13 protein-coding genes are annotated in these 26,700 nt (G+C 72.5%); 5 read left to right on the top strand and 8 right to left on the bottom strand.

All coding sequences use genetic code 11. The features are described 5' to 3' along the window. The 7 genes from ABZ484_RS22280 to ABZ484_RS22250 all read right to left on the bottom strand — a co-directional run. The coding region (locus ABZ484_RS22280) for an amino acid adenylation domain-containing protein (RefSeq protein WP_358867651.1) at positions 1 to 7,702 on the bottom strand (7,702 nt) is incomplete at its 3' end. 4 nt (positions 7,703 to 7,706) lie between these two features. After that, positions 7,707 to 15,479: an amino acid adenylation domain-containing protein gene (locus ABZ484_RS22275; RefSeq protein ID WP_358867650.1), complete on the bottom strand. Its 7,773-nt coding sequence runs from the start codon at positions 15,477 to 15,479 to the stop codon at positions 7,707 to 7,709. Between the two features lie 43 nt (positions 15,480 to 15,522). After that, complete coding sequence (locus ABZ484_RS22270) at positions 15,523 to 16,710, bottom strand: NAD(P)/FAD-dependent oxidoreductase (RefSeq protein ID WP_358867649.1); 1,188 nt, start codon at positions 16,708 to 16,710, stop codon at positions 15,523 to 15,525. Positions 16,711 to 16,786: 76 nt separating this feature from the next. Then, positions 16,787 to 17,017, bottom strand: a complete 231-nt coding sequence (locus ABZ484_RS22265; protein WP_358867648.1) for a phosphopantetheine-binding protein — start codon at positions 17,015 to 17,017, stop codon at positions 16,787 to 16,789. After that, positions 17,017 to 18,585, bottom strand: a complete 1,569-nt coding sequence (locus ABZ484_RS22260; protein WP_358867647.1) for an amino acid adenylation domain-containing protein — start codon at positions 18,583 to 18,585, stop codon at positions 17,017 to 17,019. Before ABZ484_RS22260 ends, ABZ484_RS22265 begins: the two co-directional genes overlap by 1 nt. A gap of 132 nt (positions 18,586 to 18,717) precedes the next feature. Continuing rightward, positions 18,718 to 19,428, bottom strand: a complete 711-nt coding sequence (locus tag ABZ484_RS22255) for an LmbU family transcriptional regulator (RefSeq protein WP_358867646.1) — start codon at positions 19,426 to 19,428, stop codon at positions 18,718 to 18,720. A 180-nt stretch (positions 19,429 to 19,608) separates the two neighbouring features. Then, positions 19,609 to 19,824 carry an MbtH family protein gene (locus ABZ484_RS22250; protein WP_358867645.1) on the bottom strand — a complete coding sequence of 72 codons (216 nt, stop codon included), beginning with the start codon at positions 19,822 to 19,824 and terminating at the stop codon, positions 19,609 to 19,611. Between the two features lie 455 nt (positions 19,825 to 20,279). Between ABZ484_RS22250 and ABZ484_RS22245 the strand changes: the two genes are divergently transcribed. The 5 genes from ABZ484_RS22245 (at position 20,280) to ABZ484_RS22225 (ending at position 25,853) form a co-directional block, all read left to right on the top strand. Further along, the gene (locus ABZ484_RS22245) at positions 20,280 to 21,038 is read left to right on the top strand and encodes an alpha/beta fold hydrolase (RefSeq protein ID WP_358867644.1); all 759 of its coding nucleotides are present in this window, start codon (positions 20,280 to 20,282) and stop codon (positions 21,036 to 21,038) included. Positions 21,039 to 21,190: 152 nt separating this feature from the next. Then, positions 21,191 to 22,369 carry a serine hydrolase domain-containing protein gene (locus tag ABZ484_RS22240; protein WP_358867643.1) on the top strand — a complete coding sequence of 393 codons (1,179 nt, stop codon included), beginning with the start codon at positions 21,191 to 21,193 and terminating at the stop codon, positions 22,367 to 22,369. Between the two features lie 54 nt (positions 22,370 to 22,423). Further along, positions 22,424 to 23,452 carry an N-acetyl-gamma-glutamyl-phosphate reductase gene (argC, locus tag ABZ484_RS22235; protein ID WP_358867642.1) on the top strand — a complete coding sequence of 343 codons (1,029 nt, stop codon included), beginning with the start codon at positions 22,424 to 22,426 and terminating at the stop codon, positions 23,450 to 23,452. Next, a complete protein-coding gene (argJ, locus tag ABZ484_RS22230; protein WP_358867641.1) occupies positions 23,449 to 24,600 on the top strand; it encodes a bifunctional glutamate N-acetyltransferase/amino-acid acetyltransferase ArgJ in 1,152 nt (383 codons plus the stop codon). Before argC ends, argJ begins: the two co-directional genes overlap by 4 nt. Continuing rightward, positions 24,597 to 25,853, top strand: coding sequence for an acetylornithine transaminase (locus ABZ484_RS22225; RefSeq protein WP_358867640.1), 1,257 nt, complete (start codon positions 24,597 to 24,599; stop codon positions 25,851 to 25,853). The genes argJ and ABZ484_RS22225 overlap by 4 nt, the downstream gene beginning before the upstream one ends. On the opposite strand, the gene ABZ484_RS22220 is transcribed toward ABZ484_RS22225, so the two are convergent. Then, the gene (locus ABZ484_RS22220; protein ID WP_358867639.1) at positions 25,805 to 26,548 is read right to left on the bottom strand and encodes a helix-turn-helix domain-containing protein; all 744 of its coding nucleotides are present in this window, start codon (positions 26,546 to 26,548) and stop codon (positions 25,805 to 25,807) included. The genes ABZ484_RS22225 and ABZ484_RS22220 overlap by 49 nt on opposite strands. Between the last annotated feature and the right edge of the window lie 152 nt (positions 26,549 to 26,700).

The following is a 26,700-nucleotide window of genomic DNA, read 5'->3' as shown; positions in this document are numbered from 1 at the left end:
ACCATTCGGCGAGCGCGGCCACCGTCGGAAGGTCGAAGAGCTTGCGGATGGGTATCTCGATCCCCAGCTCGCCGCGGGCGCGGGTGATCAGCCGGGTGGCGAGCAGGGAGTGCCCGCCGAGCTCGAAGAAGCCGTCGTCGAGACCCACCTTCTCCAGGCCGAGCACTTCGGCGAACAGCTGGGCCAGCGCCTCCTCGCGGGGGGTGCGGGGCGCCCGGAAGGGCGTGGTGGAGGTGAGGTCGGGGGCGGGCAGGGCCTTGAGGTCGAGCTTGCCGTTGGGCGACAGAGGCAGCCGGTCGAGCGGCACATAGGCGGCGGGGACCATGTACTCGGGCAGCCGGTCGGCCAGGTGGTCGCGCAGTGCGTCCGCGTCGGGGATGCTCGCGCCCTCGGCGGGGACGAGGTAGGCGGCCAGGTAGGGGGCCTTGTCGTCGGGGTGCTGGGTGACGACGGCGACCTGGGCGATGTGCGGATGGGCCGTCAGCGCGGCCTCGACCTCGGCGGGTTCGACGCGGTAGCCGCGAATCTTGACCTGGGTGTCGATCCGGCCCAGGTGCTGTATCCGGCCGTCGGGGGTGAGGCCGGCGAGGTCGCCGGTGCGGTACATCCGGGAGCCGGGAGGCCCGTAGGGGTCGGGGACGAAGCGGTCGGCGGTCAGGCCGGGCTGGTTGTGGTAGCCGCGCCCCGCCCCGGCCAGATACAGCTCGCCGGGTGTGTTCGGGGGCAGCAGCGCGAGGCCCGGGCTGAGGATGTACGCCCGCACGCCCGGGAAGGGCTCGCCGATGGGCACACCGTCGGTGTACGGCTCGTCCGGGTCCAGGAGGAAGCCGGTGGCGTAGAACGTCTCGCTGGGCCCGTAGCTGTTGATGACACGGGCCTCGGGCCAGCGTGTGCGCACCCGCTCCGCGAGGACCGGGGTCAGCACCTCGCCGGAGATGTTCAGGGCCGTCGGCCTGATGCGGTCGGCGAGCTGGTCGACGAGTTCGGCGAAGGCCGACGGCACCGAGCAGACGACGTCGACGTCCCAGGAGTCGCGTTCGGCCAGCTCCAGTACGTCGCGCACGATCTCGGCGGTGCCGCCCCTGGTGAGCGCGGCGAACGTCTCGAAGGTGGCGACGTCGAAGCCGAACGAGGCGGCGACGAGGATCCGCAGGCCGGACTCCGCGCCGGCCTGCGCGACCAGGGTGTCCACGGCGTTGACGACGGTGCTCTGGGTGACGCCCACGCCCTTGGGCACCCCGGTGGAACCGGACGTGTAGATGACGTAGGCGAGGTTGCCGGGGCCGGCCTTGGGCCGTGCCGCGGCCTGTCCGGCGGCCGTGGCGTCCGCGGACGTGGCCAGGAGGTCGACGTCGTCGAGGACGAGGACCGGGATGTCCGTGGCGGGGACGAGCCCCCGGGTGCCCGCGTCGGTCAGGATCAGACGGGGCCGGGCGGTGGGCAGCACATGCGGGAGGCGGGCGGCCGCGTAGGCGGGGTCGACGGGCAGATAGGCCCCGCCCGCCTTGAGCACGCCCAGGAGGGCCACGACCATGTCCACGGTGCGCGGCAGGACCACGTTGACCACGGTCTCCGGGCCCACCCCGCGCCGGACCAGCTCGGCCGCGAGGCGCTCGGCGCGGGCGTCCAGCTCGGCGTACGTGAGCGACTCGCCGCCCGCGACCACGGCGGCCTTGTTGGGGGTCCGCGCCACCTGTGCCTCGACGAGCTCGGTGAGCGTGACGTGGCGGGCCCGGGCGGCCGCGTCGTCGAACCGGGCCAGCATCCGCTCGCGCTCGCCCGGCTCCAGGGAGTCGATCTGCGCGATCTTCAGCCCGGGGTCGGCCGCCAGCTGCCGCAGGAAGCGCACCAGACGGGCCGCGTACGTCTCCACCGACTCCCGGTCGAAGACACCCGGCGCGTACTGGATGACGAGCTGGAGGTGCGGGTCGGCCGCCGCCGTCAGACACAGGGCGTAGTGGTTGCCCGCGAACGGGCGCAGGCCGGTGAAGGTGATCCCGCCCGCGGCGTCGCTGGCGTCGCCGAGGCCCTCCCGGTCGACCGGGTACGACTCGAAGACGACCAGCGTGTCGAACAGGGACCGCACCCCGGCGGACTTCTGGATCTCCGCGAGCCCGTGGTAGTGGTGCTCCACCAGGCCGGCCTGCCGGCTCTGAAGCCGGCCCAGGACCTCGGCGACGGTGTCACCGGGCGCGTACCCGACCCTCACCGGAACGGTGTTGATGAACATCCCGACCATCGACTCCACGTCCGCCACCGCGGGCGGGCGCCCTGAGACGGTCGCACCGAACACCACGTCCTGGCGGCCGGTGAGCTGGCCGAGCAGCAGCGCCCAGGCGCCCTGCACCAACGTGTTGACGGTGACGCCCAGTTCGGAGGCGCGCCGGACGAGCTCACGCGCCTCGTCGGCGCCGAGCGCGACCTCCACCTGGTCGCGGCCACCGTCGTCCGCGCTCGCGGAGTCGGGGGCGAGCAGGGCCGGCTCCTCGAACCCTTCCAGTTCGGCCGCCCACGCCCGGGCCGCCTCGTCGTGGTCCTGCCGGGCGAGCCAGGCCAGGAACTCGCCGTAGTCGCGGGGGGCGGGCAGAGCGGCCGGATCGCCGTCGGAGGCGTAGAGCAGCAGCAGGTCCTGCATGAGCAGGGGCGTGGACCAGCCGTCGTAGAGCGCGTGGTGGGCGGTCAGCACGAGTTCGGGCCGCTCGGGGTCGAGGACCGCCAGGGCCAGCCGGATCAGCGGAGGGTGGTCCGCGTCGAAGTAGGTCGTCCGGTCCTCGGCGAGGAACCGCTCGAACGTCTCGGTGCGCTCGGCCTCGTCGAGCGCGGTCAGGTCCAGGTGCCGCCAGGGCAGGGTCACCGACTGAGGTACCACCTGGACGAGATCGCCGTCCGCGCGGTCGATGAACGCCGCGCGCAGGACGGGATGGCGGTCGAGCAGTGCCTGTCCGGCCCGGTGCATCCGCTCCGGGTCGACCGTGCCGGAGAGGTGGAACACCAGCTGGATGTGGTACGGGTCGAACTCCGCCCCGGCCAGCTTCGCCTGGAAGAGGATCCCGGACTGTGCCGGGGTCGCCGGCCATATCGTGGCCAGTCTGCCGAAGCGGTCCTCCCAGGTGTCGATCTCGTTCTGGGAGACCTTGACCAGTGGTGCGTCGCTCGGGGTCGGTCCGCCGGCGCCGGGGGTGGTGGCGTGCCGGGCCAGGGCGGTCAGCGCCTGGACCCACAGGCCGGCCAGTTCGGTGACCTCCTCGCGGGTGAGGACACCGGTGGGGAAGCCGAAGTAGGCCGTCAGTTCGTCCCCGTGACCGGTGTCGGTGGCGACCGCGTTGATCTCCAGTGCGGACAGCACCGGCATGTCCGCGTCCGGTGCGGCGATCAGATCCTGGTGGCTGGTGTCCGGGGCCCAGCCAAGGCCCCGCAGTTCTTCGGGCAGGTCGGCGCCGGAGGCCTTGCCCAGGTAGTTGAAGCCGATCTGCGGCCGGCGCCGCCCGGACAGGGCGGGAGCCGTGTCGGGGTTGAGGTGGCGCAGCAGGCCGTAGCCGATGCCGTGGTCCGGCACCGCCCGCAGCTGTTCCTTGACGGCCTTGACCGCCTTTCCGGCGGCCCGGCCGCCGGCGAACGCGTCGCTCATGTCGACGCCGGTCACATCGAGGCGGACCGGGTACATGGCGGTGAACCAGCCGAGAGTGCTCGACAGGTCCGCGCCGGGGATCAGGTGCTCCTCGCGGCCGTGGCCCTCCAGCCGGACGAGGGTGGAGGAGGCGGATTCACCACGGGTTCGGCGCCAGCGGGCCAGGGCCAGGGCGAGGCCGGTCAGGAGTCCGTCGTCGACTCCGCCGCGGAAGACCGTCGGCAGCGTGTTCAGCAGGGCTTCGGTGACATCGGCCGGGACCTGGACGCGGACGGTGTCCACGGTGGCGGTGATGTCCCGCGCGGGGTCCAGCTCGCGTGCTCCCAGGACCGGCTCGTCGCCGGACAGGATCTCCTGCCAGACGGGCAGTTCCGCCACCCGCTTCGGGGTGGCCGCCTCCTCGGCCAGGGCGTGCGTCCAGCGGCGCAGTGAGGTGCCCCCGGCAGCCGGTTCGGTCCGCTGCCAGGCGGAGACCAGGTCGGGCAGCAGGATCCGCCAGGAGACGCCGTCGACGACCAGGTGGTGCAGCACGATCAGCAGCCGGTTCGTCTCCGTCGCGGAGGTGAACCACACGAACTGCGCCATCACCCCCGCGTCCGGGTCCAGCCGGTCCGCGGCAGCGTCCAGTTCGGCCTGCACGTCCACCCCGTAGGGGACCTGCCACAGCAGCGCGTCGGCGTCCACGCTGCCCACCGGCTCCATGCGCAGGCCCGGGTCGGTCCGGTCGAGCCGGGAGCGCAGCACATCGTGGCGGTCCACGACCGCCTGCAACGTGGCCACCAGCCCCGCACGGTCGATGCCCTCGGGCAGGGTCAGCAGCGCCGACATGCAGAACCGGCCGATCCCGCCGCCCAGGGCGAGGACGTGCGCGGCGGTCGGCGGCAGCGGAGCCCAGCCCACCCCGCCACCGGGCAGCTCGGCCAGTACGACGCGTTCCTCATCGCTGCGGTCCTGGACCAGTTCGGCGAGCCGGGCGACCGTGCGGTGCTCGAAGACCTCCCGGGTGCTGACCAGTACGCCGCGGGTCTTGGCCCGCGCCACGACCTGGATGGAGCGGATGCTGTCGCCGCCGGAGGCGAAGAAGTCGTCGTCGATGCCCACCTGGCCGGCACCGAGCACATCGGCGTAGACCTCGGCCAGGATCCGCTCGGTGTCGCCTCGCGGGGCCCGGTACTCGGCGCCGGTGAACTCCGGCTCGGGCAGCGCGGCCCGGTCCAGCTTCCCGTTCGCGGTCAACGGCAGCCGGTCCAGGACCACCAGGTGCGCGGGGACCATGTAGTCCGGCAGCCGCCTGGCCGCGTACCGTCGCAGATCCGCCACCGACACAGTGGCGTCGATGGCCACATCGCCGTCCGCGGCGCCGGCGCCCGCCTGCGCCACATAGCCGACGAGCCGTTTGGTGCCGGTGTGGTCCTCGCACACCGTGACCACGGCCCGGCTGACCGCGGGGTGCTGGGCGAGGACCGTTTCGATCTCGGTCGGCTCGACCCGGATACCGTTCACCTTGACCTGGCTGTCGGCCCGCCCCGCATACCTCAGCCGGCCGTCCGCGTCCCACTGGGCCAGGTCACCGGTGCGGTACATCCGCGTGCCGGGAGGGCCGAAGGGACAGGCGACGAACCGCTCCGCGGTGGCGGCGCCGTTCCTGTGGTAGCCACGGGCGACCAGCCCGGCCACGTACAGCTCACCGATCACACCCGGCGCCACCGGCGCCAGCTCCGGACCCAGCACGTGGGCGCGCATGTTCGCCAGCGGCCCTCCGACCGGCACCGCGCCGGTCCCGGCCCACTCCCGCGGAACGGTGAAGGCCGAGGCGTAGAAACTCTCCGTCTGGCCGTAGGCGTTCATGACACGCGTCCCGGGCAGGGTCTCGTGCACCCTGCGGACCAGGTCCGAGGAGAGCGCCTCACCGGCGAGGACCACCGTCTCCACCTCGAGTGCGAGACCGCCCCCGCCGTCGGTGGCGATCTGGTCCAGCAGCGCGGAGAACACCGTCGGCACAGCGCTGATCGTGGTACCCGACCAGCCACCACGTTCGGCGAGTTCCAGCACGTCACGGACGATCTCGACACTCGCCCCACTGGTCAGCGCGGTGAAGATCTCGAACACGGAGACGTCGAAGTTCACCGAGGTCGCGGCGAGCATCCGGGAGCCTGCCCCGACATGGGTCCGCCGGCGCAGGTCCTGCACGCCGTTGACGACGCTGCGGTGGGTGACGGCCACGCCCTTGGGGGTTCCGGTCGAGCCGGAGGTGAACATCACGTAGGCGAGGTCGTCCGGCCCGATACGGACGTCCGGGGCTTCGCGAGCGGGGCCTTCGAGACTCAGGTCGTCGAGGTGAAGCACCCGCTGCCGGCACTTCGCCACCGTGGCCGCCGTCGCGTAGTCGGTCAGTACCAGTGCCGGGTCGGCCGTGTCGAGCAGGAGGTCGACGCGCGCGGACGGGTAGCCGGGATCGATCGGCAGATAGGCGCCGCCCGCCTCGAGCACCGCCAGCAGCGCCACCACCAGGTCCGCCGACCGCGGCAGCGCCACCGCCACCAGCACATCCGGGCCCACCCCGCGGTCCCGCAGCACCGCCGCCAGCCGGCCCGCACGCGCCTCCAACTCCCCGTACGACAGCACGGTCTCCCCGCACACCACCGCCGCGGCATCCGGTGTGCGCGCCGCCTGCGCGGCCACCAGCTCCACCACCGTCGCCCCGTCGACCGGTGCCGCCGTCTCGTTCAGCCCGGCCAGCCGGTCCCGCTCACCCTCGGTGAGCACGTCCAGCCCGCTCAGCCGCGTCCCCGGGTCGGCGACCACCTGCCGCAGCACCCGCACGAAGCGCTCCACCAGACCCTCGGCCGTGGCATGGTCGAACAGCTCCGTCGCGTACTCCAGGCGCCCGTAGGCGCGCCCGGACGGGTCCGGGACGATGTTGAAGAACAGGTCGAACTTCGACGTCTGCGTGCCCATCGGGACGGGCGTGACGCGCAAGCCCGGCACCTCGATCTCCGACCACGCGAACTGCCAGGCCAGCATCACCTGGAACAGCGGGTTGTAAGCGGTGGTGCGCTCCGGATTGAGCAGCTCCACCAGATGCTCGAAGGGGATGTCCTGGTTGTCGTAGGCGCCGAGAGCCCGCTCCCGCACCTGCCGCAGCAGATCACCGAACGTCGGGTTGCCCGACAGGTCGACGCGCAGCACCCAGGTGTTGGCGAAGAACCCGATCAGGTCCTCCAACTGCTCATCGGGGCGCCCCTCGATCGGACTGCCGATCGTCAGATCGTTGCCGGCGCCCAGATGGTGCAGCAGCACCGCGAGCACCGCCTGGGCGACCATCGGAGCGGTGGCGCCGTGGTCCGCGGCCAGCTTCCCGATCCCGGCCACCACCTCCGCGTCCAGCTCCAGGTCGACATGGCCGCCGTCATGCGTGGCCGAGGTCGGCCGCGGCCGGTCCAGCGGCAGCTGCACCGGCTGCGGCACGCCGGCCAACTCCTCGCGCCAGTACGCCAGTTGCTCCGCCGCGACGCTGTCCGGGTCGTCCTCCTCCCCCAGCATCTGCCGCTGCCACACCGTGTAGTCCTTGTACTGCACCGCCAGCGGCTCCCACTGCGGCGCAGCCCCCCGCACCCGCGCCCCGTACGCCGCCAGCAGATCCCGCATGAACGGCGCCATCGACGCCCCGTCCGCGGCCACGTGATGGAACACGAACACCACCACGTGCTCCTGCGGGGAGACGCGGAAGGCAGTGGCCCGCAACGGCAGGTCCGCATCCAGCTCGAACCCCGCGCCCACCACCTCGCGCAGCGCCGCATCCACCGCGTCCGCGGCCACGTCCACCACCCGGAACGGCACCCGGGCCTCAACCGGCGGCAGGATCCGCTGCTCCGGCGTCCCGTCCTCCCGCTCCACGAGCAGGGTCCGCAGGCTCTCGTGCCGGGTGACCACGTCCGTCACCGCCGCGGCCAGCGCCGCCGTGTCCAGCGGCCCCTCCAGGCGCAGCACGAACGGGATGTTGTACGTCGCGGACGGCCCCTCCAGACGATGGAGGAACCACAGCCGACGCTGAGCGAAGGACAACGGGATCATCGTGCTACTCCTCAACGTTCATCTGTCGCAGCCGAAGGCGGTTCGACTTGGCCGACTTCTCGATCCGGCCCGCCAGCTCGGCGACGGTCGGACTGCGGAACACCGTCGTGACCTTCACATCGACGCCGAGCTCGTTGCGTATGCGGCCGACCAGCCGGGTGGCCAGCAGCGAATGCCCGCCGTTGTCGAAGAAGTCGACGTCGATGCCGACCTCCTCCGCCCCGAGCAGCTCGGCGAACAGCCGGCACAGGACTTCCTCGTGGTGATTGCGCGGGCCCCGTCCGGTCGCGACCGCGGCGCGGTCCGGTGCGGGCAGCGCGTTGCGGTCGAGCTTCCCGCTGGGCGTCTTGGGGAACTCGGCGAGCGGCACGATCGCCGAGGGGACCATGTACTCCGGAAGGTGCTCCCGGGCCAGGTCCGTCAGGGCCGTGATGTCCAGCTCGGCCGGGTCCGCCGTGCCGCCGCCCGGCACCACGTAGGCGACCAGCCGCTGATCGTCGGCACGGTCCTCGCGCACCAGGGCCACCGCGCTGTCGACATCCGGGTGCGCGGTCAGTGCCTGCTCGATCTCGCCGAGCTCGATGCGGAAGCCGCGGATCTTGACCTGGAAGTCGGAGCGGCCGATGTACTCCACCTGGCCGTCCTCGTTCCACCGCACGACATCACCGGTGCGGTACATCCGGGTCCCCGGCGCGCCGAACGGGCAGGCCACGAAGCGGCTCGCGGTCAGACCGGTCTGCCCCAGGTAGCCCCTGGCCAGCTGGACACCGGCGAGGTACAGCTCACCGGTGACCCCGGGCGGGACCGGGCGCAGCGCCGCGTCCAGCACATACACCTGGGTGTTCCACACGGGTGTGCCGATCGGCAGCCGGTCCGCGCCCGGCACGTGCTGCCACGCCGTGACCTCCACCGACGCCTCGGTGGGCCCGTAGAGATTGTTCGCGGTGCAGCCCGGCAGCAGTTCGACGAACCGGTTGGCCAGCGCGGCCGGGAACGCCTCGCCCGCGACCTCGATCCAGCGCAGGCTGGTGCACTCCTTGGCCGACGGCTCGGTGACGAACGCCTCCAGCAGCGACGGCACGAAGTCCGCACCGGTCACCCGCTCCCGCCGTATCAGCTCCGCCAGGTAGGCCGGATCGCGCCGCCCGTCCGGACGCGCGATGACCACGGCCGCGCCCACCAGCAGCGGCGCGAACAGCTCCGGCACCGAGACATCGAAACTCGCCGTCGTGCTCAGCAGCACCCGGTCCTCGACCGTGACGTCGAAGTGCGCCAGACCCCACTTCAGCCGGTTCATGATCGACCGGTGCGCCACCGGCACACCCTTCGGGCCACCGGTGGAGCCGGAGGTGTAGATGACGTAGGCGGCGTTGTCCGGTGACAGCTCCCGCTCGGGGTCCGTCTCCGGGTATCCGGACACGTCCGGCAGCACCCCGTCCAGCAGCAGCAGCGGCTGCGCGCTGTCCAGCACGTGCCGCACCCGGTCCTCGGGCAGCTCCGGGTCCAGGGGCACATAGGCCGCACCCGCCTTGACCACCGCGTAGACCGCCACCAGCAGATCCACCGAGCGCGGGATCTTCACCGCGACCAGCTTCTCGGGCCCCGCCCCCTGTTCGACCAGCCAGTGCGCCAGGCGGTTCGCCCGACGGTTGAACTCCCCGTACGTCAGCCTCTCCTGCTCGCCGATCAGCGCGACCGCGTCCGGGGTCCGCTCCACCTGCGCCTCGAACGCCTCCGGCAGGGTCCCCGCGGCCACCGGGTGCGCGGTGTCGTTGACCCGCCGCACCAGCCGGTCCCGCTCGTCCTCCGCCAGCACCTCCACGGCACCGACCGGCGCCGACGGGTCGGCGAGCACCTGGTCGAGGACCCGGACCAGCCGGGCGGCGATCATCTCGGCCGCCTCGCGGTCGAAGAGGTTCCTCTGGTAGTCGAGGGAGAGCCGCAGGTAGGGGTCGGAGGAGTTGAGGGTGAGCGGGTAGTGCGAGCCCGCGAACGGGCGGATGGCGTCGATGGTGAAGCCCGCCGAGTCGTTGGCCTCGACGATGCCCTCGCGGTCGATCGGGTAGTTCTCGAACACGACGATCGTGTCGAACAGGGCGGGCAGGCCGGTGCCTCGCTGGATGTCGGCCAGGCCGTAGTAATGGTGGTCGAGCAGGGTGATCTGCCGGTTCTGCAGATCGGTGATGACATCGCCCACCCGGTGGTCCGGCCGGCACAGCGCCCTGGTCGGCAGGGTGTTGATGAACAGGCCGACCATCTCGTCGCTGCCCACCAGGTCCGCCGGGCGGCCGTTGACGGCGGCGCCGAAGACCACGTCCTGCTGCCCGGTCAGCTTCGAGAGCAGGATCGCCCACGCGCCTTGCAGCAGGGTGTTCAGCGTGACCCCGAGTTCCGCGGCGCGCCGGGCGAGCTCCCGCCCCTTGTCGATCGACAGCGGCACCTCGACCCGTCCGAGGGAGGACGCCTCCCCCTTGGACGGCATGCCCGCGGCCACGAGGGTCGGCTCGTCGAAGCCGTCGAGCTCGGCCTTCCACCGGGCGGCCGACGCGTCCCGGTCCTGCCGGTTCAGCCAGGCCAGGTAGTCGCCGTAGGAGCGGACCGGAGCGAGCTCGCCGGTCCCCGCGTACAGCCGGATCAGGTCCGTGATCACCAACGGCGACGACCAGCCGTCGAACAGGGTGTGGTGCGCCGTGAGGATGAGCTTCGCCTGCCGCGGCCCGCAGGTGAGCAGGGCCAGACGGAGCAACGGCGGCCGGGCCGGGTCGAGCTGCTCGGCCCGGTCGTCGGCGAGGGCCGCCCGGAGCGCCGCCTCCTGCTCGGCCTCGCTGCGACCGGTCAGATCGATGTGCCGCCAGGGCAGGGCCACGTGCTCCGCCACGACCTGCACCGGATCGCCGTCGGCCGTGGTGAGGAACGCGGAGCGCAGGTTCGGGTGGCGCCGGAGCAGTGCCTGCCCGGCCGCCCGTACGCGCTCCGGGTCCACGGGCCCCGACAGGTGCAGGACGAACTGCATGTGGTAGACGTCGAAGGTGCCGTCGGCGAGCGCCGCCTGGAACTGGATGCCGGACTGGCCCGGGGCCTGCGGCCACACCTCGACCAGCCGGCCGTAGCGCTCCTCCCAGGTCTCGATGTCGTCCTGGCGCACCGTGACCAGCGGGGCGTCCGAGGGGGTGAGCCCGCCGATCCGCGGGCGTGCGGCGTGCGCGGCCATGCCGTGCAGCACCTCGACCCACAGCTCGGCCAGTTCGGTGGTCCGCTCGCGGGACAGCACCCCGGTCGGGAACATGAAGGCGGCCTGCAACCGCGTGCCGTCGGCGGTGTCCGTGGCGACCGAGCTGACCTCCAGGACGGACAGCGCGGGCAGGTCCGGGTCGGGCTCCGCGATCAGCTCGGCGGACCAGGGCGCCGGTCCCCAGCCGTCCGTGCGCAGGTGCTCGGGCACGTCGGCGTCGGAGATCCGGCCGAGGTAGTTGAACCCGATCTGCGGTGCCGGGAGGTCGGCGAGCTGTTCGGCGGTCTCCGGGTTCAGGTGGCGCAGCAGCGCGTATCCCAGGCCCTTGTCCGGGATCTCGCGCAGCTGCTCCTTGACCAGCTTGATCGCTCTCCCGGCCGCGGGGCCGCCGGCCAGCACCTCGGCCAGGTCCACTCCGCGGACGTCGACCCGGGCCGGGTACATGGTGGTGAACCATCCGACGGTCCGGGAGAGGTCGGCGCCGGGGACGGCGTCCTCCTCGCGGCCGTGCCCCTCCAGGCGGACCAGGGTCGGACCGTCCGCGTCGCGCCACCGGTTCACCGCCAGGGCGAGCGCGGCGAGCAGCACGTCGGTACCGGTGCCCTGGAACGCCGCGGGGAGCCTGGTCAGCACCGCCTCGGTGACGTCGGCGGGCAGCTGCACCCGCACGGTGTCGACCGTGGACCACACATCCACCGCCGGGTCGAACGCCCGTGTGCCCAGCGGCGGGTTCGGCGCTTCGAGCAGGTCCCGCCAGTACGCCAGTTCCGCTTCCCGGTCCTCGGAGAGCGCCTCGTCCTGGAGCGCCGCCGCCCAGCGGCGGGCGGAGGTGCCGACCGCGGGCAGCTCGGGGGCCCGGCCGGAGCGGATCCGCTGCCACGCCTCGGCGAGGTCCGACATCAGGATCCGCCAGGAGACCCCGTCGACCACCAGGTGGTGCAGCACCACGAGCAGCCGGCCCGCGCCCGACGGCGGAGCGAACCAGACGAAGTCCGCCACGGTGCCGGCTTCCGGGTCGAGCCGGCCGACCGCGTCGTACAGCTCCGCCTTCGCCGCCGCCAGTGAGGCCGGCTCGTCCCAGCGGCCGTCGCAGTCGACCCGGCGGACCAGGTCCGCCGCCCGCACGGTGCCCTGCTCGCGTACGACGAGGGAGGGCTCGTCGCCGCGGACCAGCCGCGCGCGCAGCAGGTCGTGCCGGTCGAGCACCGCGTCCAGTGTCGCGGCGAGGCCGTCCGCGTCGATGCCCGCGGGCAGTTCGAGGACCATCGACATGGCGAACCGGTTCGTCCCGCCGCCGTGCTCGAACACCTGCCGTGCCACCGGCGGCAGCGGCATCGGGCCGACGCCGCCGCCGTCGAGCTCGGCGAGCACGGGCACCCGGTCCTGGCGGGCGGAGGCCGCTTCGGCGAGGCGGGCGGCCGTTCGGCACTCGAAGATCTCCCGTGTGGACAGCTCCAGGCCCCGCGCGCGGGCCCGCGCCACCACCTGGATCGACCGCAGGCTGTCGCCGCCCACCGCGAAGAAGTCGTCGTCGACGCCGACCCGGTCCACGCCGAGCACGTCCGCGTACGCCGCGGTGATGATCACCTCGGCCTCGGTGCGCGGCTCCCGGTAGGCCTCGCCGAGGAACTCCGGTTCGGGCAGGGCCGAGCGGTCCAGCTTGCCGGTCGGGCCGAGCGGCAGCCGGCCGAGGGCCACGAAGGCCGACGGCACCATGTAGTCGGGCAGCCGCGCGGCGACGAACGTGCGCAGCTCGGCGGCCGAGGCTCCGGCCAGTACGTCCACGTCGCCGATGCCGCCGGCGCCGTCGTCACCGACGGCTCCCTCGCCGGTGTGCACCACGTACGCGACGAGCCGGCGCCCGCCCGAGGGCACCTCCCGGCTGATGACGACCGCCTCGCTGATGCCGGCGTGTGCGGTGATCGCGGCCTCGACCTCGGCCGTCTCGATGCGGAAGCCGCGCACCTTCACCTGGCCGTCGTCGCGGCCGACGCACTCCAGCTCGCCCCGCGCGTTCCAGCGGGCCAGGTCGCCGGTGCGGTACATCCGCTCGCCGGGGGGGCCGAAGGGGCCGGCCACATAGCGTTCGGCGGTCAGGCCCGGGCGGCCGTGGTAGCCGCGGCCCAGGCAGGTGCCGGCCACGTACAGCTCACCGATCACGCCCTGCGGCACCGGGGCGAGTCCGGGGCCGAGGACGTAGGCCCGCATGTTCCCCAGCGCGGTGCCGATGGGCGCGACGTCGCCGTCCGCCCACTCCCCGGACGCCGCGAGGGAGAACGTGGTGGCGTAGAAACTCTCGCTCTGCCCGTAGGAGTTCACGATCTGCACACCGGGCAGGGCCTCGCGCACCTGCCGCACCAGCCGCCCCGGGAGCACGTCGCCCGCGAACACGACCGTGCGCACGTTCGGCGCCTTGTGGAGGTGTTCCACCAGTTCCCCGAGGACCGAGGGGACCCCGCTGATCACATGGCCGTCCCAGCCGTCCCGCTCGCCGAGCGCCAGCGCGTTCGCCACCACCTCGGCCGTGCCGCCGGTGGTCAGGGTGGTCAGCAGCTCGAAGACGGAGACGTCGAAGTTGACCGAGGTGCCGGCCAGCATCCGCCACCCGGGCGGCGCGTCGAGGACGCGCACCAGCTCCCGCACCCCGTCGACGACGCCCCGGTGGGTGATCGAGGCGCCCTTCGGCTTGCCGGTGGAGCCGGAGGTGTACATCACGTACGCCAGGTTGTCCGGGCCGAGCGGCGAGATCCGGTCCGTGTCGGCCGGCGCCCCGGCGGGCGGTTCCCATTCCGCGCGGTGGTCGAGGTTGACGCACGTCATGTCGCTCCGCGGCAGGGCCTGCCAGGTGGCGGTGTCGGTGACCGCGAACCGCGGGGCCGCCTCGGACAGCACGCTCTCCGCGCGCCCGCCGAGGTACTGCGGGTCCAACGGCACGTATCCGGCACCGGACTTGAGGATCCCGAGCAGGCCGGCCACCAGGTCCTCCGTGCGCGGCAGCGCGAGGACCACCAGGTCCTCCGGCCCGGCGCCGCGCCGGATGAGCTCCCAGGCGACGCCGTTCGCCCGGTCGTCGAGCTCCCGGTAGGTCAGCGTCCGCTCGTCGCACACGATCGCCGGGGCATCGGGCGTCCTTTCCACCTGGCTCTCGAACAGCTCCGGGACCGTCGGCCCGCAAGCCCGCGCGGCACCGCCGTCGGACCGGGTGAGCAGCAGGTCCCGCTCGGCCGCGTCGAGCACGTCGACGGTGCCGATCGCGCGCTCCGGCTCGGCCGTGAGCCGGCCCAGTACGCGGACGAACCGCCGGGCGACGGTCTCGGCCGTGTCCCGGTCGAACAGGCTGGTGGAGTACTCCAGACGGCACTCCGCCCCGCCCGAGCTGTTCGGCAGCAGGTCGAAGAACAGGTCGAACTTGGCCGTCCCGGTCTCCAGCCGCTCGGTCCGGACGCCCAGACCGGGCAGTTCCAGGGGCGGCACCGGAGGCTGCCAGGAGAGCATGACCTGGAAGAACGGGTTGTAGGCGGTGGACCGGTCCGGGTTGAGCAGTTCCACCAGCCGCTCGAAGGGCATGTCCTGGTTGTCGTACGCGGCGAGGGACCTCTCCCGCACCCGCTCCAGCAGTCGGCGGAAGGTCGGGTTCCCCGACAGGTCCACCCGCAGGACCCAGGTGTTGACGAAGAACCCGACGAGGTCGCGCAGCTCCTCGTCGGTGCGGTCCGTGATGGGCGCGCCGATGGGCACGTCGTCACCGCATCCCAGGTGGTACAGGAGCACCGCGAGCGCCGAGTGCATGACCATCGACACCGTGGTGTCCGCCTCCGCGGCCAGCTTCTCCACGGCCGCGAGCAGGTCCGGGCCGATCGAGAACGGGACCCGGTCACCCTCGGGGCTCATCACCCTCGGGCGCGGGCGGTCCGTCGGCAGGGCCAGCGGCTGCGGCAGATCGGCCAGCGTCTCGCGCCAGTACGCCAGTTGGCGGGCCGACACGCTGTCCGGGTCGGACTCGTCACCGAGCACGTCCCGCTGCCACAGCGTGTAGTCCGCGTACTGCACCGGCAGCGGCTCCCAGTCCGGGGCCCCGCCCTGGCTGCGGGCCGCGTAGGCCGTGGTGAGGTCGCGGAACAGCGGCCCGAAGGACTCCCCGTCCACGGCGATGTGGTGGGCCACGACGACGAGGGTGTGCTCGCGCGGCCCGCACCGCACCAGCCGGGCGCGGATCGGCGCGTCGGCGGCCAGGTCGAAGGTGCGGGTGGCCACCTCGTCGACCGCCGCCGCCCGCTCCTCCTCCGTGACCTCGACGACCGGCAGGTCGAACGGCTGCTCCCCGGACGCCAGCACCCGCTGGTGCGGAACGCCGTCGCCGTCCTCGACGATCACCGTGCGCAGGACCTCGTGCCTGTCGACGACGTCGCGGAGCGCCGCCCGAAGCGCCCCCACGTCCAGCTCACCGGTCAGCCGCAGGGCGAAAGCGCCGTTGTAGGTCGGCGACGGGCCTTCGAACCGGTCCACGAACCACAGCCGGCGCTGCGCGAACGACAACGGGATCATTGTTTCTCCAAATCGGCGGAACCAGGAGGGAGCAACTCGTCACTCAGCTGAGGTCGAGCAGGTCCAGGAGTTCGTCGTTGTAGAAGTCGTCGATGGAGCAGGCCCCCGACAGCGTGGAGAAGTACCGGTCGATGTGCTCCTGGTGTCCGACCAGCATCCGCAGCATGTCGACCCGCCCCTCGGGCTTCAGCTCGGCCACATTGAGCGCGCCCTGGTAGTGGCTGAGGGCTTCGCCGCTGAGGTCGTTCTCGTAGCGCTTCAGCGCCGTCCCGAGCGCGGCGTCGTCGTGCAGCCCCTGCCCGATGTGGTCGGTGAGCGACTGGGCCTGGACGAAGGCCTCGGTGATGCCGCGGGCGGTGATGGAGTCCTTGTGGTTCACCGCGTCGCCGACCAGCACCCACCCGGGCCCGTGGGCCTTGCGGAAGTAGTTCTCCTGGTGGCCCGTGCCGTAGAGCTGCTCCACGCGCTCGCCCGCTTGCATCCGCTCGTACAACTCGGGCGCCGTGGTGCGGAAGGAGTCCAGGTAGAAGGGTTCCACTCCCTTGCGGACGTCGTTGTACAGGTCCTGCGGGAAGTAGGTCATGAGCAGGGTGAGGTCGTCGTTGGTGGGGATGACACCGATCCAGCGACCCGGCCGCTCGTACAGCTCGAAGTGCGAGGGGACCCCGGACCAGTAGCTGTAGTAGGTGCAGCTGACCCGCGGGTGCTCGAGGACGTTCGGCGCGCCGACCTTGCGGGCCACCAGCGAGCGCATGCCGTCCGCGCCGACGACGAGGCGCGCCCGGTCCGTCGTCTCGGTGCCGCCGGGCGTCGTGTACCGCACGCCGACGACCCGGTCGTCCTCCCACACCAGGTCCTTGACCGCACAGCCCTCCCGGAACTCCACGCCGGACTCCACGGCGCCTTCGGCGAGGACCGGGTCGAGCACATACCGCCTCGGCGCGTACGTGTACCGCAGGCCGTCGACCGGCAGGGAGAAGCCCTCGATGCGGACACCGGGGCCCTGGTAGCTCTGGAGCGTGATCGGCCGGCAGCCCGCGTCGCGGAGCTTGTCGAGCAGCCCCCACCGGTGGAGCAGACCCATGCCCTGCATGTGGATGTAGTGCGAGGACAGCGTGTCCTGCGGGAACCGCGCTTTCTCCAGGAGGAGGACTCGGTATCCCTGCTGCGCGAACAGCATGGCCGTCGGCGAGCCCGCGCAACGGGCACCGATGACAATCACGTCGTACATGGCGCGCCTCTCTTACCAGGTAGTTTTTTGGACGCAACGCGGCTGCGGCCGGAAAACCCCTTCGGGGTTCGGCGCGTTATCGGCGCAGCGAACCCAGGGATTCGATGTACGCGGAGATCGACGCCACCGTCGGGTTGAGGAACATCTGGTCCATGGGGACCTCGACGCCCAGCTCCTCCATGAAGGCGCCCTGGATTTTGACCATGATCACGGACTGGCCGCCCAGGGCGAAGAAATCGTCGTCGGCCGCTATGTCGTCGCGGTTCAGTTCCCGGCACCAGATGGCGCGCACGCTGTCGGCAGTCATCACAGTCCTCTGTTCTTGAGGGCGTCGACCAGCGCCGCGCGGTCGACTTTCCCGTGCGGGCTCAACGGAATGCGGGGGATGTTCACGAACCTGGCCGGCACCATGTTCCGCGGCAGTGTCCGAAGAAGGCCGGTGCGCACCTCGTCCTCGGCGAGATCGCCCGACGCCGGGACGACGAACGCGGTCAGTTCGGCCTCGCCGGCGTCGGTGTACGTGACCGCCACGGCGGCCTCCCGGACCCCGGCCAGCCGGCCGAGGGCGCGCTCGATGTCGGCGGGGTCGATGCGCATGCCCCGCACCTTCACCTGGGCGTCCATCCGGCCGGCGACGACGAGTTCGCCGGCCTCGGTGACACGGCCGCGGTCGCCCGTGCGGTACAGCCTGAGCGGGGCGCCGTCGACCTCGATCGTCGTGAACTTCGCGTTCTCGGGGCCCGCGGCGCCCAGATAGCCGGCGCCGACGCCTGCCCCGGAGATGCAGATCTCGCCGTACTCCCCCGCCCCGACCCCGCGGAGCCGCTCGTCGAGGACGTGGATGCCGGTGTTGTAGGCCGGCCTGCCGACCGGTGCGATGTCGTGGTCGCCGCGCCAGTAGCCGGCGAGGTCGTACGACGTCGCCACGTCCGTGCACTCGGCGACGCCGTACTGGTGCAGGAGGGTGCACGTGTTGCCCTCGCGCCGCGCCCACTGCGCGAGCCGTTCGGTCTTCAGCGGCTCCCCGCCGAAGAGCACGTAGTCGAGGCGGGTGAGCGCGTCGCCGCCGCGTGCGGTCTCCCAGTCCACCAGCAGGTACAGCGTGCTGGAGGCGCAGTGCACCACGCGGATGTCGTGCTCGGTCAGGATCCGGTAGGCCATCATGGCGTCGAAGTTGCGGCTCGCCATCAGGTACTGGGTGGCGCCGCAGAACAGCGGTGTCATCAGGGCGCGCTGGGACAGGTCGAACCCGAACGCGCTGACGACCAGGTTGTTCGACCGGCTGTGCAGGCCGTACTCCAGCTTCAGCCAGTTCATCAGGTTGAACCAGCCCTCGTGCCGCACCGCGGTCAGCTTCGGCGTGCCGGTCGAGCCGGACGTGAAGACGGCGTAGCAGATGTCGTCCCCGGTGACGGGGACACCGGGGGCGGTCGACGGGAGACCCGCCAGGTGGCCGGAGAGCTGTTCGAGGTCGATGACGTCGACGGCCGCCGACTCGACCATCCCGGCCGTCGCCGGGGAGGCCACGATCAGGGCGAGACCGGGGACCTGGCCCAGCAGCAGCTGGAGCCTGGCCGCCGGGTAGGCGGGGTCGAACGGGACGTAGGCCGCGCCCGCCTTCAGCGTGCCGAGTATGGCGACGAGCATGTCGATCGAGTAGTCGAGGCAGACGCCGACCTTCGCACCCCGGCCGTGTCCGCGCGCGGCGAGGAAGTGCGCGAACCGGTTCGCCCTCACGTCCAGCTCCGCGTACGTCACCTGCCGGCCGGCCCAGGAGACGGCGACGGCGTCGGGAGCGGCCTGGGCGTTCGCCTCGAACTGCTGGTGGACGACGGGCGCCGAGGGCAGGGCGACCCGCTTTCCCTGAAGGATCATCAACTGACTCCGATACGAGAGGTCTCCGGTCGGACGAGCCGCCGTCGCACCGCGGACAGCGGGCTTGCCGGCAGCTTCGGGCGGTGCGCCTCTGCCAGGCGGTGCGCCTTTGCCAGGCGGTGCGCCTCTGGGCTAGGCGGTGCGCCGGTCAGCGGTGTCGAGCATCCGGGTCACCCACTGGTCGACGGGCAGGCCGTGCGCGGCAGCCACCTTCGAGTAGTGCTCCAGCTGGTCGGCGGACAGCTCGATGGTGAGCGTGGCGACCTTCCGCCGGCGCGTCCCGGCGGCCGCCGGCTCGGCCGGCCGGAGCCCCTCCTGCTGCTCGGCGCCGCCGCCGGGGGCGATCTCGGCCTTGTCGCTCTGCACGGCCAGACCGGCGCGGACCGCCCTGCGGAGTTCGTTGCGCGACCACTTCTGCTGTTCGGCCTTGCGCAGCCAGTAGTCCTGCTCCGGCGGCGACAGCCGGGTCACCTCGGCGTGGTGGGCGAAGCTGAGGCTTTCCCGCCTGCGGTGGTGCTCGAAGCGGCGGGCCACCCACGCGTAGTTGCGCAGGGTCTGGTAGTCGAGCCCGGTGCGCTCGATCGCCTCCTTGTACCGCCGCCACCCGTAGGTGGCCTCCCCGTAGATCAGCCAGTCGGCGAGCCACCACGCCGAGGAGTTCGCGAGCTCGCGCAGGCTGCTCCCGATCTGCTCCCAGGACCGTTCGGGCAGGTTCTGCGGGAAGATCATCCCCGTCTTCTGCACCGTGGCCCGACTGCCCACGAAGGACAGCAGCACATCGCGCTGCGCCGGCTCACCGCCGTTCTCCGCCGGCCTCGTCCGGTATCCGCTCGCGGTCCTCACGGCCCCCGTCACAACCTTCATCTCCCCACTCAGAGTGTTTCTTCGGGCGTAGACCGTCATCCGCCCGGGCACCCGGGCGGCGGTCGCCGGCGTTCCCGGGCACCGCGGGCCGCGGCGCTCTCCGGTTCACGGGGGCGGACAGCGCCGTCCCGGGTCGGGTCCGCGAGACCCCGCCGGTGCTCAGTCCGCCGCCATGGCCTCCTGGAGGCTCTTGGGGCGCAGGTCGGTCCAGTTCCGCTCGACGTACTCCAGGCACTCGGCCTTGGCCGCCTCGCCGAAGACCACGCGCCAGCCCGCGGGCACCTCGGCGAACACCGGCCACAGGGAGTGCTGCTCCTCGTCGTTGACCACCACGTAGAAGCGGCCGTCCGCGTCATCGAAGGGGTTCGTGCTCAACTGGCACCGTCCTTGTCCGTCATGGGATGGCTCGGGATGGGAGATCGCCGGGCCGGGTGCGGGAGTGCGCCGGGCGCGCCCGCGCCGATCGGCGTCCGTCCGGTCGACAGGACACCCGGCTGTCCGGTCGACAGGACACCCGGCACCGGTGGCGGCCCCGGCGATGCCACGTCACCGTAGGGACCCGGTCGTCGGCGCAACAAGGTCGGCAGGCCCGCCGGCTTTTCGCCGCCCGCCCGCGCCTGCACACCGCCGGGATCCTCTGTACCCGACCGGTTTCCTGTGCCACGATGCCGCGCTCGCGGGTCGGCCGGGCAGGTGGGCGGCCGGGCGGCCGGGACCACCGTCCGGGAGCCGCCGCACCGGCGGCGGAGCCCGTCCGGCACCGCACCCCCCCCGCCGGCCCGGAACCGTTCCGCGGTGCGAGGCCGCGGGGCCCGATCCGAGGGAGAGCGATGGACGGCACACGACCTGCCCTGCGCCTGTTCGTCCTGCACCACGCGGGGGGCTCCCACGTGCTGTACCGCCACTGGCCGGCCGCGCTGCCGGACGCGTGGGACGTGCGGCTGCTCGACGCCCCGGGCCACGGCCTCCTCCTCGACCTGCCGCGGATCGACGACGCCGGCCGTCTCGCCGAGTTCCTGCTGCGCGGCATCGAGCCCGAACTGACCTGCCCTTACGCCTTCTTCGGGCACAGCATGGGCGCCCTCGTGGCGTACGAGATCACCCGGCGGGCCGTCGACCGGGGTCTGCCGCCGCCGGTGTGGGTCGGTGTCTCCGCGCGCCCGGCGCCGCGGCCGGCGGGGCCGGGGCAGCGGTACCCCGAGTTGTCCGACGCCGAGCTGCGGGCTCGTCTGAGACTGCTCGGCGGCACACCCGACGGGGTCCTCGACGACCCCGGCCTGTGGGCCCTGTTCGCCCCGGTCATCCGGGCCGACCTGCACCTGGTGGAGAACTGGCGCCCCGATCCCGGCGCCGGTCCGCTGCCGGTGGCGCTGTCCGCCTACGCGGGCGCCGAGGACCGCTCCGCCTCACCACCGCGGATGGCCGGCTGGGAGGAGCACGCCGGACGCTTCCTGGGCCTGCGGGTCTTCGACGGCGGTCACTTCTACTTCCGGGACGACCCCGCGCCGCTGCTGCGGCAGATCGAGCAGGACGTGACCACAGCGCTCGGCACGATGCCCGTACGCCCAACTGACCTGCGGCTCGGTTGAGTTGACGCGAGCGGTGCGCAGCGGGTGCGGGACTGTCCGGTGCGGCGCCGAAGCTATCCGCGGGCGATGCGGGTGACCTACTCTGCCGCCCACGAACCGCACAAATGGGGAATCAGGCACGTGCGGACGACTCTCAGGAACGGGGAACGACGATGGCGACACGGAAGAGACCGAGGGCCGGTGCGGTCGCACTGGTGGCGGTGGCGCTCACGGCCACCGTCCTCACGGGTCCCGCCCGGGCGGCGGAGGACCCGGCCGGCACGGCGACCGGCCACCAGGCCACGCAGAGCGCGCTGGAGGCGGCCGTCGCGGCGGGTGTCCCGGGCGTCACCGCCGAGGCACGGGACGCGGACGGGGTCTGGAAGTCGGCGGTGGGCGTGGGCGACCTGGCCACGGGTGCGCCGCGCGGCAGGAACGACCGGTTCCGCGTCGGCAGCATCACCGACACCTTCGTGGCGACGGTCCTGCTGCAGATGGAGGCGGAGGGGAAGCTCAGTCTCGACGACACGGTGGAGCGCTATCTGCCCGGCGTGGTGACGGGCGACGGCAACGACGGCAGCAGGATCACGGTGCGGCAGCTCCTCAACCACACCAGCGGCCTGTACGACTACCTCGCCGACCCGGCGTACTACGAGACGTACACCCTGGGCGACGGCTTCCTCCGGCACCGGTACGACACCCTGACGCCGGCGCAGCGCCTGAAGGTGGCCTTCTCCCACCCGCCGATGTTCCCGCCCGGGGCCAGGCACTCGTTCTCGCACACCAACGACATCCTGTCCGCGATGGTGGTCGAGAAGGTCGGCGGCACGTCGTACGAGTCCCAGGTGCGCAGGCGCATCATCGAGCCCCTCGGGCTCAGCGCGACGTCGAACCCCGGCACGAGCACCGGTGTGCCCCGGCCGAGCAGCCGCGGCTACTCCAAGCTCTTCTACGGCACGCAGCCGGACCGGACCGACGACGTCACCGAGTTGAACGGGTCACAGAACTGGGGCGACGGTGACATCATCTCCAGCGCGGGGGATCTGAACCGGTTCTACGGGGCCCTGATGAGCGGGAAGCTGCTGCCGGCACAGCAGCTGACGGAGCTGAAGACGACCGTCGTCAACCCCGATTTCCCGATCTCGTCCTACGGGCTCGGCATCGAACGGCTCACGATGGGCTGCGGCACGACCCTCTGGTACCACGACGGGGGCGTGGTGGGCTCGCTCACGATGGTCGCCTTCACCGAGGACGGCCGCCACCGGCTCACGTTCAACTACAACGGCGACTGGGAAGTGTCGCAGCTCCTGCCCACCCTGAACGCCGAGTTCTGCGACACGGCGTCCCACTGACGCGCCGGGACCCGGATCGCGTGGGGACGACCTGTCCGTCGACCAGGAGGGTTCATGACAGTGCGAGCGGCCGTGGCCGGAGCCAGCGGCTACGCGGGGGGCGAGCTCCTGCGCCTGCTGCTGGCCCACCCCGAGGTGGAGATCGGTGCCCTGACCGCGCACTCCAGCGCGGGACAGCGTCTGGGCACGCTGCAACCGCACCTGACTCCGCTGGCCGAGCGGGAGGTGGAGCCCACCACCGCGGACGTCCTGAAGGGGCACGACGTCGTCTTCCTCGCCCTGCCGCACGGCCGGTCCGCCGCCGTCGCACGGCGACTGGGCGAGGAGACGCTCGTCGTCGACTGCGGGGCGGACTTCCGCCTCGCGGACGCGGCCGACTGGGAGAGGTTCTACGGCTCGCCGCACGCGGGCACCTGGCCCTACGGCCTGCCCGAACTGCCGGGCGCCCGCGCGGCGCTGGCGGGCGCCCGGCGCATCGCGGTGCCGGGCTGCTACCCGACCGCCGTGTCGCTGGCGCTGTTCCCCGCGTACGTGGCGGACCTGGCCGAACCGGAAGCGGTGGTCGTCGCGGCGTCCGGCACGTCCGGCGCCGGGAGGACGCCCAGGGCGGACCTGCTCGGCAGCGAGGTCATGGGATCCATGCGGCCGTACGGCGTGGGCGGCGGCCACCGGCACACACCCGAGATGGTGCAGAACCTCAGCGCCGTGGCGGGCCGCCGGGTCGCCGTCTCCTTCACCCCGACCCTGGCCCCCATGGCGCGCGGCATCCTCGCCACCTGCTCGGTCGCGGCGCGGCCCGGGGTCGGCGCACCCGACGTGCGGGCCGCCTACGAGAAGGCGCTGGCCGGCGAGCCGTTCGTACGGCTGCTGCCCGAGGGACGGTGGCCCGGCACCGGGGCCGTGCACGGATCGAACACCGCCCAGGTCCAGGTGGCCTTCGACGCGGCGGCCGGCCGGATCGTCGCGATCAGCGCCATCGACAACCTCACCAAGGGCACCGCGGGCGGCGCCGTGCAGAGCATGAACATCGCCCTCGGGCTTCCCGAGGAGACCGGGCTTTCCACGATCGGAGTCGCACCGTGAGCGTGACCGCAGCACGAGGCTTCAGGGCGGCGGGCATCGCCGCGGGAATCAAGGAGAGCGGCAACCGGGACCTGGCTCTCGTCGTCAACGACGGGCCGCGCCGTGCCGCGGCGGGCGTCTTCACCTCCAACCGCGTCCAGGCTGCCCCCGTCCAGTGGTCCCGGCAGGTCCTCGCGGACGGCGAGATCCGCGCGGTCCTGCTCAACTCCGGTGGCGCCAACGCCTGCACCGGACCGCAGGGCCTGAAGGACACGTGCGCCGCCGCCGGGCGGGCCGCCGAGCTGCTCGGCCTCGGCTCCGGCGACGTGGCGGTCTGCTCCACCGGGCTCATCGGTGTGCCCCTGCCCATGGACCGGCTCCTGGCCGGCGTCGAGAGCGCCGTCTCCCGGCTGTCCGCCTCCGGCGGCGAGGACGCGGCCCTCGCCGTCATGACCACCGACACGGTGTCCAAGACCGCCGCCGTCACCCGGGGCGAGTGGACCGTCGGCGGCATGGCCAAGGGCGCGGGCATGCTCGCCCCCGGGCTGGCCACCATGCTCGTCGTGCTCACCACGGACGCCGACCTCGACAGCGGCGTACTGGACCGGGCCCTGCGGGACGCCACCCGTGTCACCTTCGACCGGATCGACTCCGACGGCTGCATGTCCACCAACGACACCGTGCTGCTGCTCGCCTCCGGCGCCTCCCGGGTCACCCCGGACCACGGGGAGTTCGCCGAGGCCGTCCACGCGGTCTGCGCCGACCTGGCCCGGCAGCTGATCGGGGACGCGGAGGGCGCGAGCAAGGAGATCCGCATCGACGTCGTGGGCGCCGCGAGCGAGGACGACGCCGTCGAGGTGGGCCGTTCGATCGCCCGCAACAACCTCCTCAAGTGCGCCGTCCACGGCGAGGACCCCAACTGGGGTCGCGTCCTGTCCGCCATCGGTACCACCTCCGCCGCCTTCGAACCCGACCGGTTGAACGTCGCCGTCAACGGCGTGTGGGTCTGCAAGGACGGCGGCGTCGGCGAGGACCGCGCGCTGGTGGACATGACCGGCCGCGACGTCGAGATCACCGTGGACCTCTCGGCGGGCGCGGACTCCGCGGTCATCTGGACGAACGACCTCACCGCCGACTACGTCCACGAGAACAGCGAGTACGCCACATGAGCGCTTCCCCGTCCCCCCGGACGCCCCCTGGACCGGCTCCCAACGCGGCACTGACCGAGCGCTGGCAGGGCGTCATGATGGACAACTTCGGCACCCCCCGGCTGCCCCTGGTCAAGGGCCGGGGCGCCCGGGTCTGGGACGCCGAGGGCAACGAGTACCTCGACTTCCTCGGCGGCATCGCGGTCAACGCGCTGGGCCACGCGCACCCCGCGGTCGTACGGGCGGTCCGTGAGCAGGTCGCCTCACTCGGACACGTCTCGAACCTGTTCATCGCCGAACCGACCGTGCGCCTCGCCGAGCGCCTGCTGCGCCTCGCCGGGCGCCAGGGACGGGTCTACTTCTCCAACTCCGGTGCCGAGGCCAACGAGGCGGCCTTCAAGATCGGCCGGCTCACCGGCCGCCCGCACATGGTGTCGGCCACCGGCGGCTTCCACGGCCGCACCATGGGCGCCCTGGCCCTCACCGGCCAGCCGGCCAAGCAGCGCCCCTTCCTGCCGCTGCCGGGCGAGGTCGGCCATGTGCCGTACGGGGACGTCGACGCCCTGCGCGCCGCCGTCACCCCGCGCACCGCGCTGCTGGTCCTGGAGCCCGTGCAGGGCGAGAACGGCGTGGTCGTGCCTCCGCCCGGCTATCTGCGCGCGGCCCGCGAGATCACCGCGGCGACCGGCACCCTCCTCGTCCTGGACGAGATCCAGACCGGCGTCGGGCGCACGGGCCACTGGTTCGCGGCGCAGGCCGAGGGCGTCGAGGCGGACGTCGTCACCCTCGCCAAGGGCCTGGGCGGCGGTCTGCCCGTCGGCGCGACGCTCGCCTTCGGCGCGGCCGCCGAGCTGCTCACGCCCGGCGCGCACGGCTCCACCTTCAGCGGGAACCCCGTGGTGTGCGCGGCGGCCCTCGCGGTGCTGGACACCATCGAGGAGACGGGCGTCCTCGACCATGTGGTCCGGGCCGGGGAGCGGCTGCGGCACGGCCTGGAGGCCCTGGCCCACCCGCTGGTGCGCGAGGTGCGCGGCGCCGGACTGCTGGTGGGCGTCGTGCTCGACGGGGAGCACGCGGCGCGCGTGCAGCGGGCGGCCCAGGACAGGGGGCTCCTGGTGAACGCGGTGCTGCCGGACGTCATCCGGCTCGCCCCGCCGCTGATCGTGTCGGACCGTGAGGTGGACCTCTTCCTCGACGGCTTCCGGGCGGCCCTGTCCGAGGCGGATCACGTCCGCTCGGTGCCGTCCCCGGCCGTCGTTCCGGGTCTGGTGTAGAGGACGTCGCGGGCCTGCTCGGCGGCGCGGGTGATGCTCTCGCCGACGAACTCGACGAAGCGGGCGATGTTCTCCAGGCGGGTGGCGGCCGGGGTGTCGGGGCCGAGGACGGCGACGCCCTGGCGCGCGGTCTCGGCGAGCTCGAAGTTGGACCGGGCGGCGGCGACCATCGACTGGTACCAGACGTCGTCGTCGACGGCGTAGCGCTCGCGGCGGCGTTCGTCGCGTTCCCGGCGGATGAGCCCCTGGCTCTCCAGGAACGTGATCGCCTTGGAGACGGACGCCGGGCTGACCTGGAGGCGCTGGACGAGTTCGGAGGCGGTGAGGCTGCCCGCGTCGGTGGTGAAGAGGCAGGTCAGCACCCGGGACATCATCTTGGGCAGGCCCTGTTGCATGAGGAGGGTGGTGAACGCCTCCTCGTACTCGCGTACCGCCTCGGCGTCGCGTCCGTGGGCCTGCGGGGGTGCCTCCGCACCCCGGGGCGCGGCCTGCCTGCGACGGTGGGCGCGGCGCTCGGTGGCGCGGTGGGCCAGGTCGGCGCGGTAGGCGGTGGGTCCGCCGTTGCGCATCACCTCGCGCGTGATCGTCGAGGTCGGACGGTCCAGACGTCTGGCGATCTCCGCGTAGGCGAGGCCGTCGGCCAGCCCCGTCGCGATCTGCTGGCGTTCGGGCTGGGTGAGCCTGCCTCCCGGCATCGTGTGCCCTCCTTCGTGGTCCGTGATGTCCCCAGCATAGCGTTCATCTTCAATCTATTGCAACGAACAGACGGAGGGGTCGTTGCATTAAAAGCAGGTCCATTGCAATGATTTATTAGCTATGACCTGCGAAGTTATCGACTCCACGCAAC

This window comes from Streptomyces sp. NPDC006393 (assembly GCF_040628575.1).
GTDB lineage: Bacteria > Actinomycetota > Actinomycetes > Streptomycetales > Streptomycetaceae > Streptomyces.
Note: the sequence above shows the minus strand (reverse complement) of the source record. Positions and strands in the feature narration are given on the sequence as shown.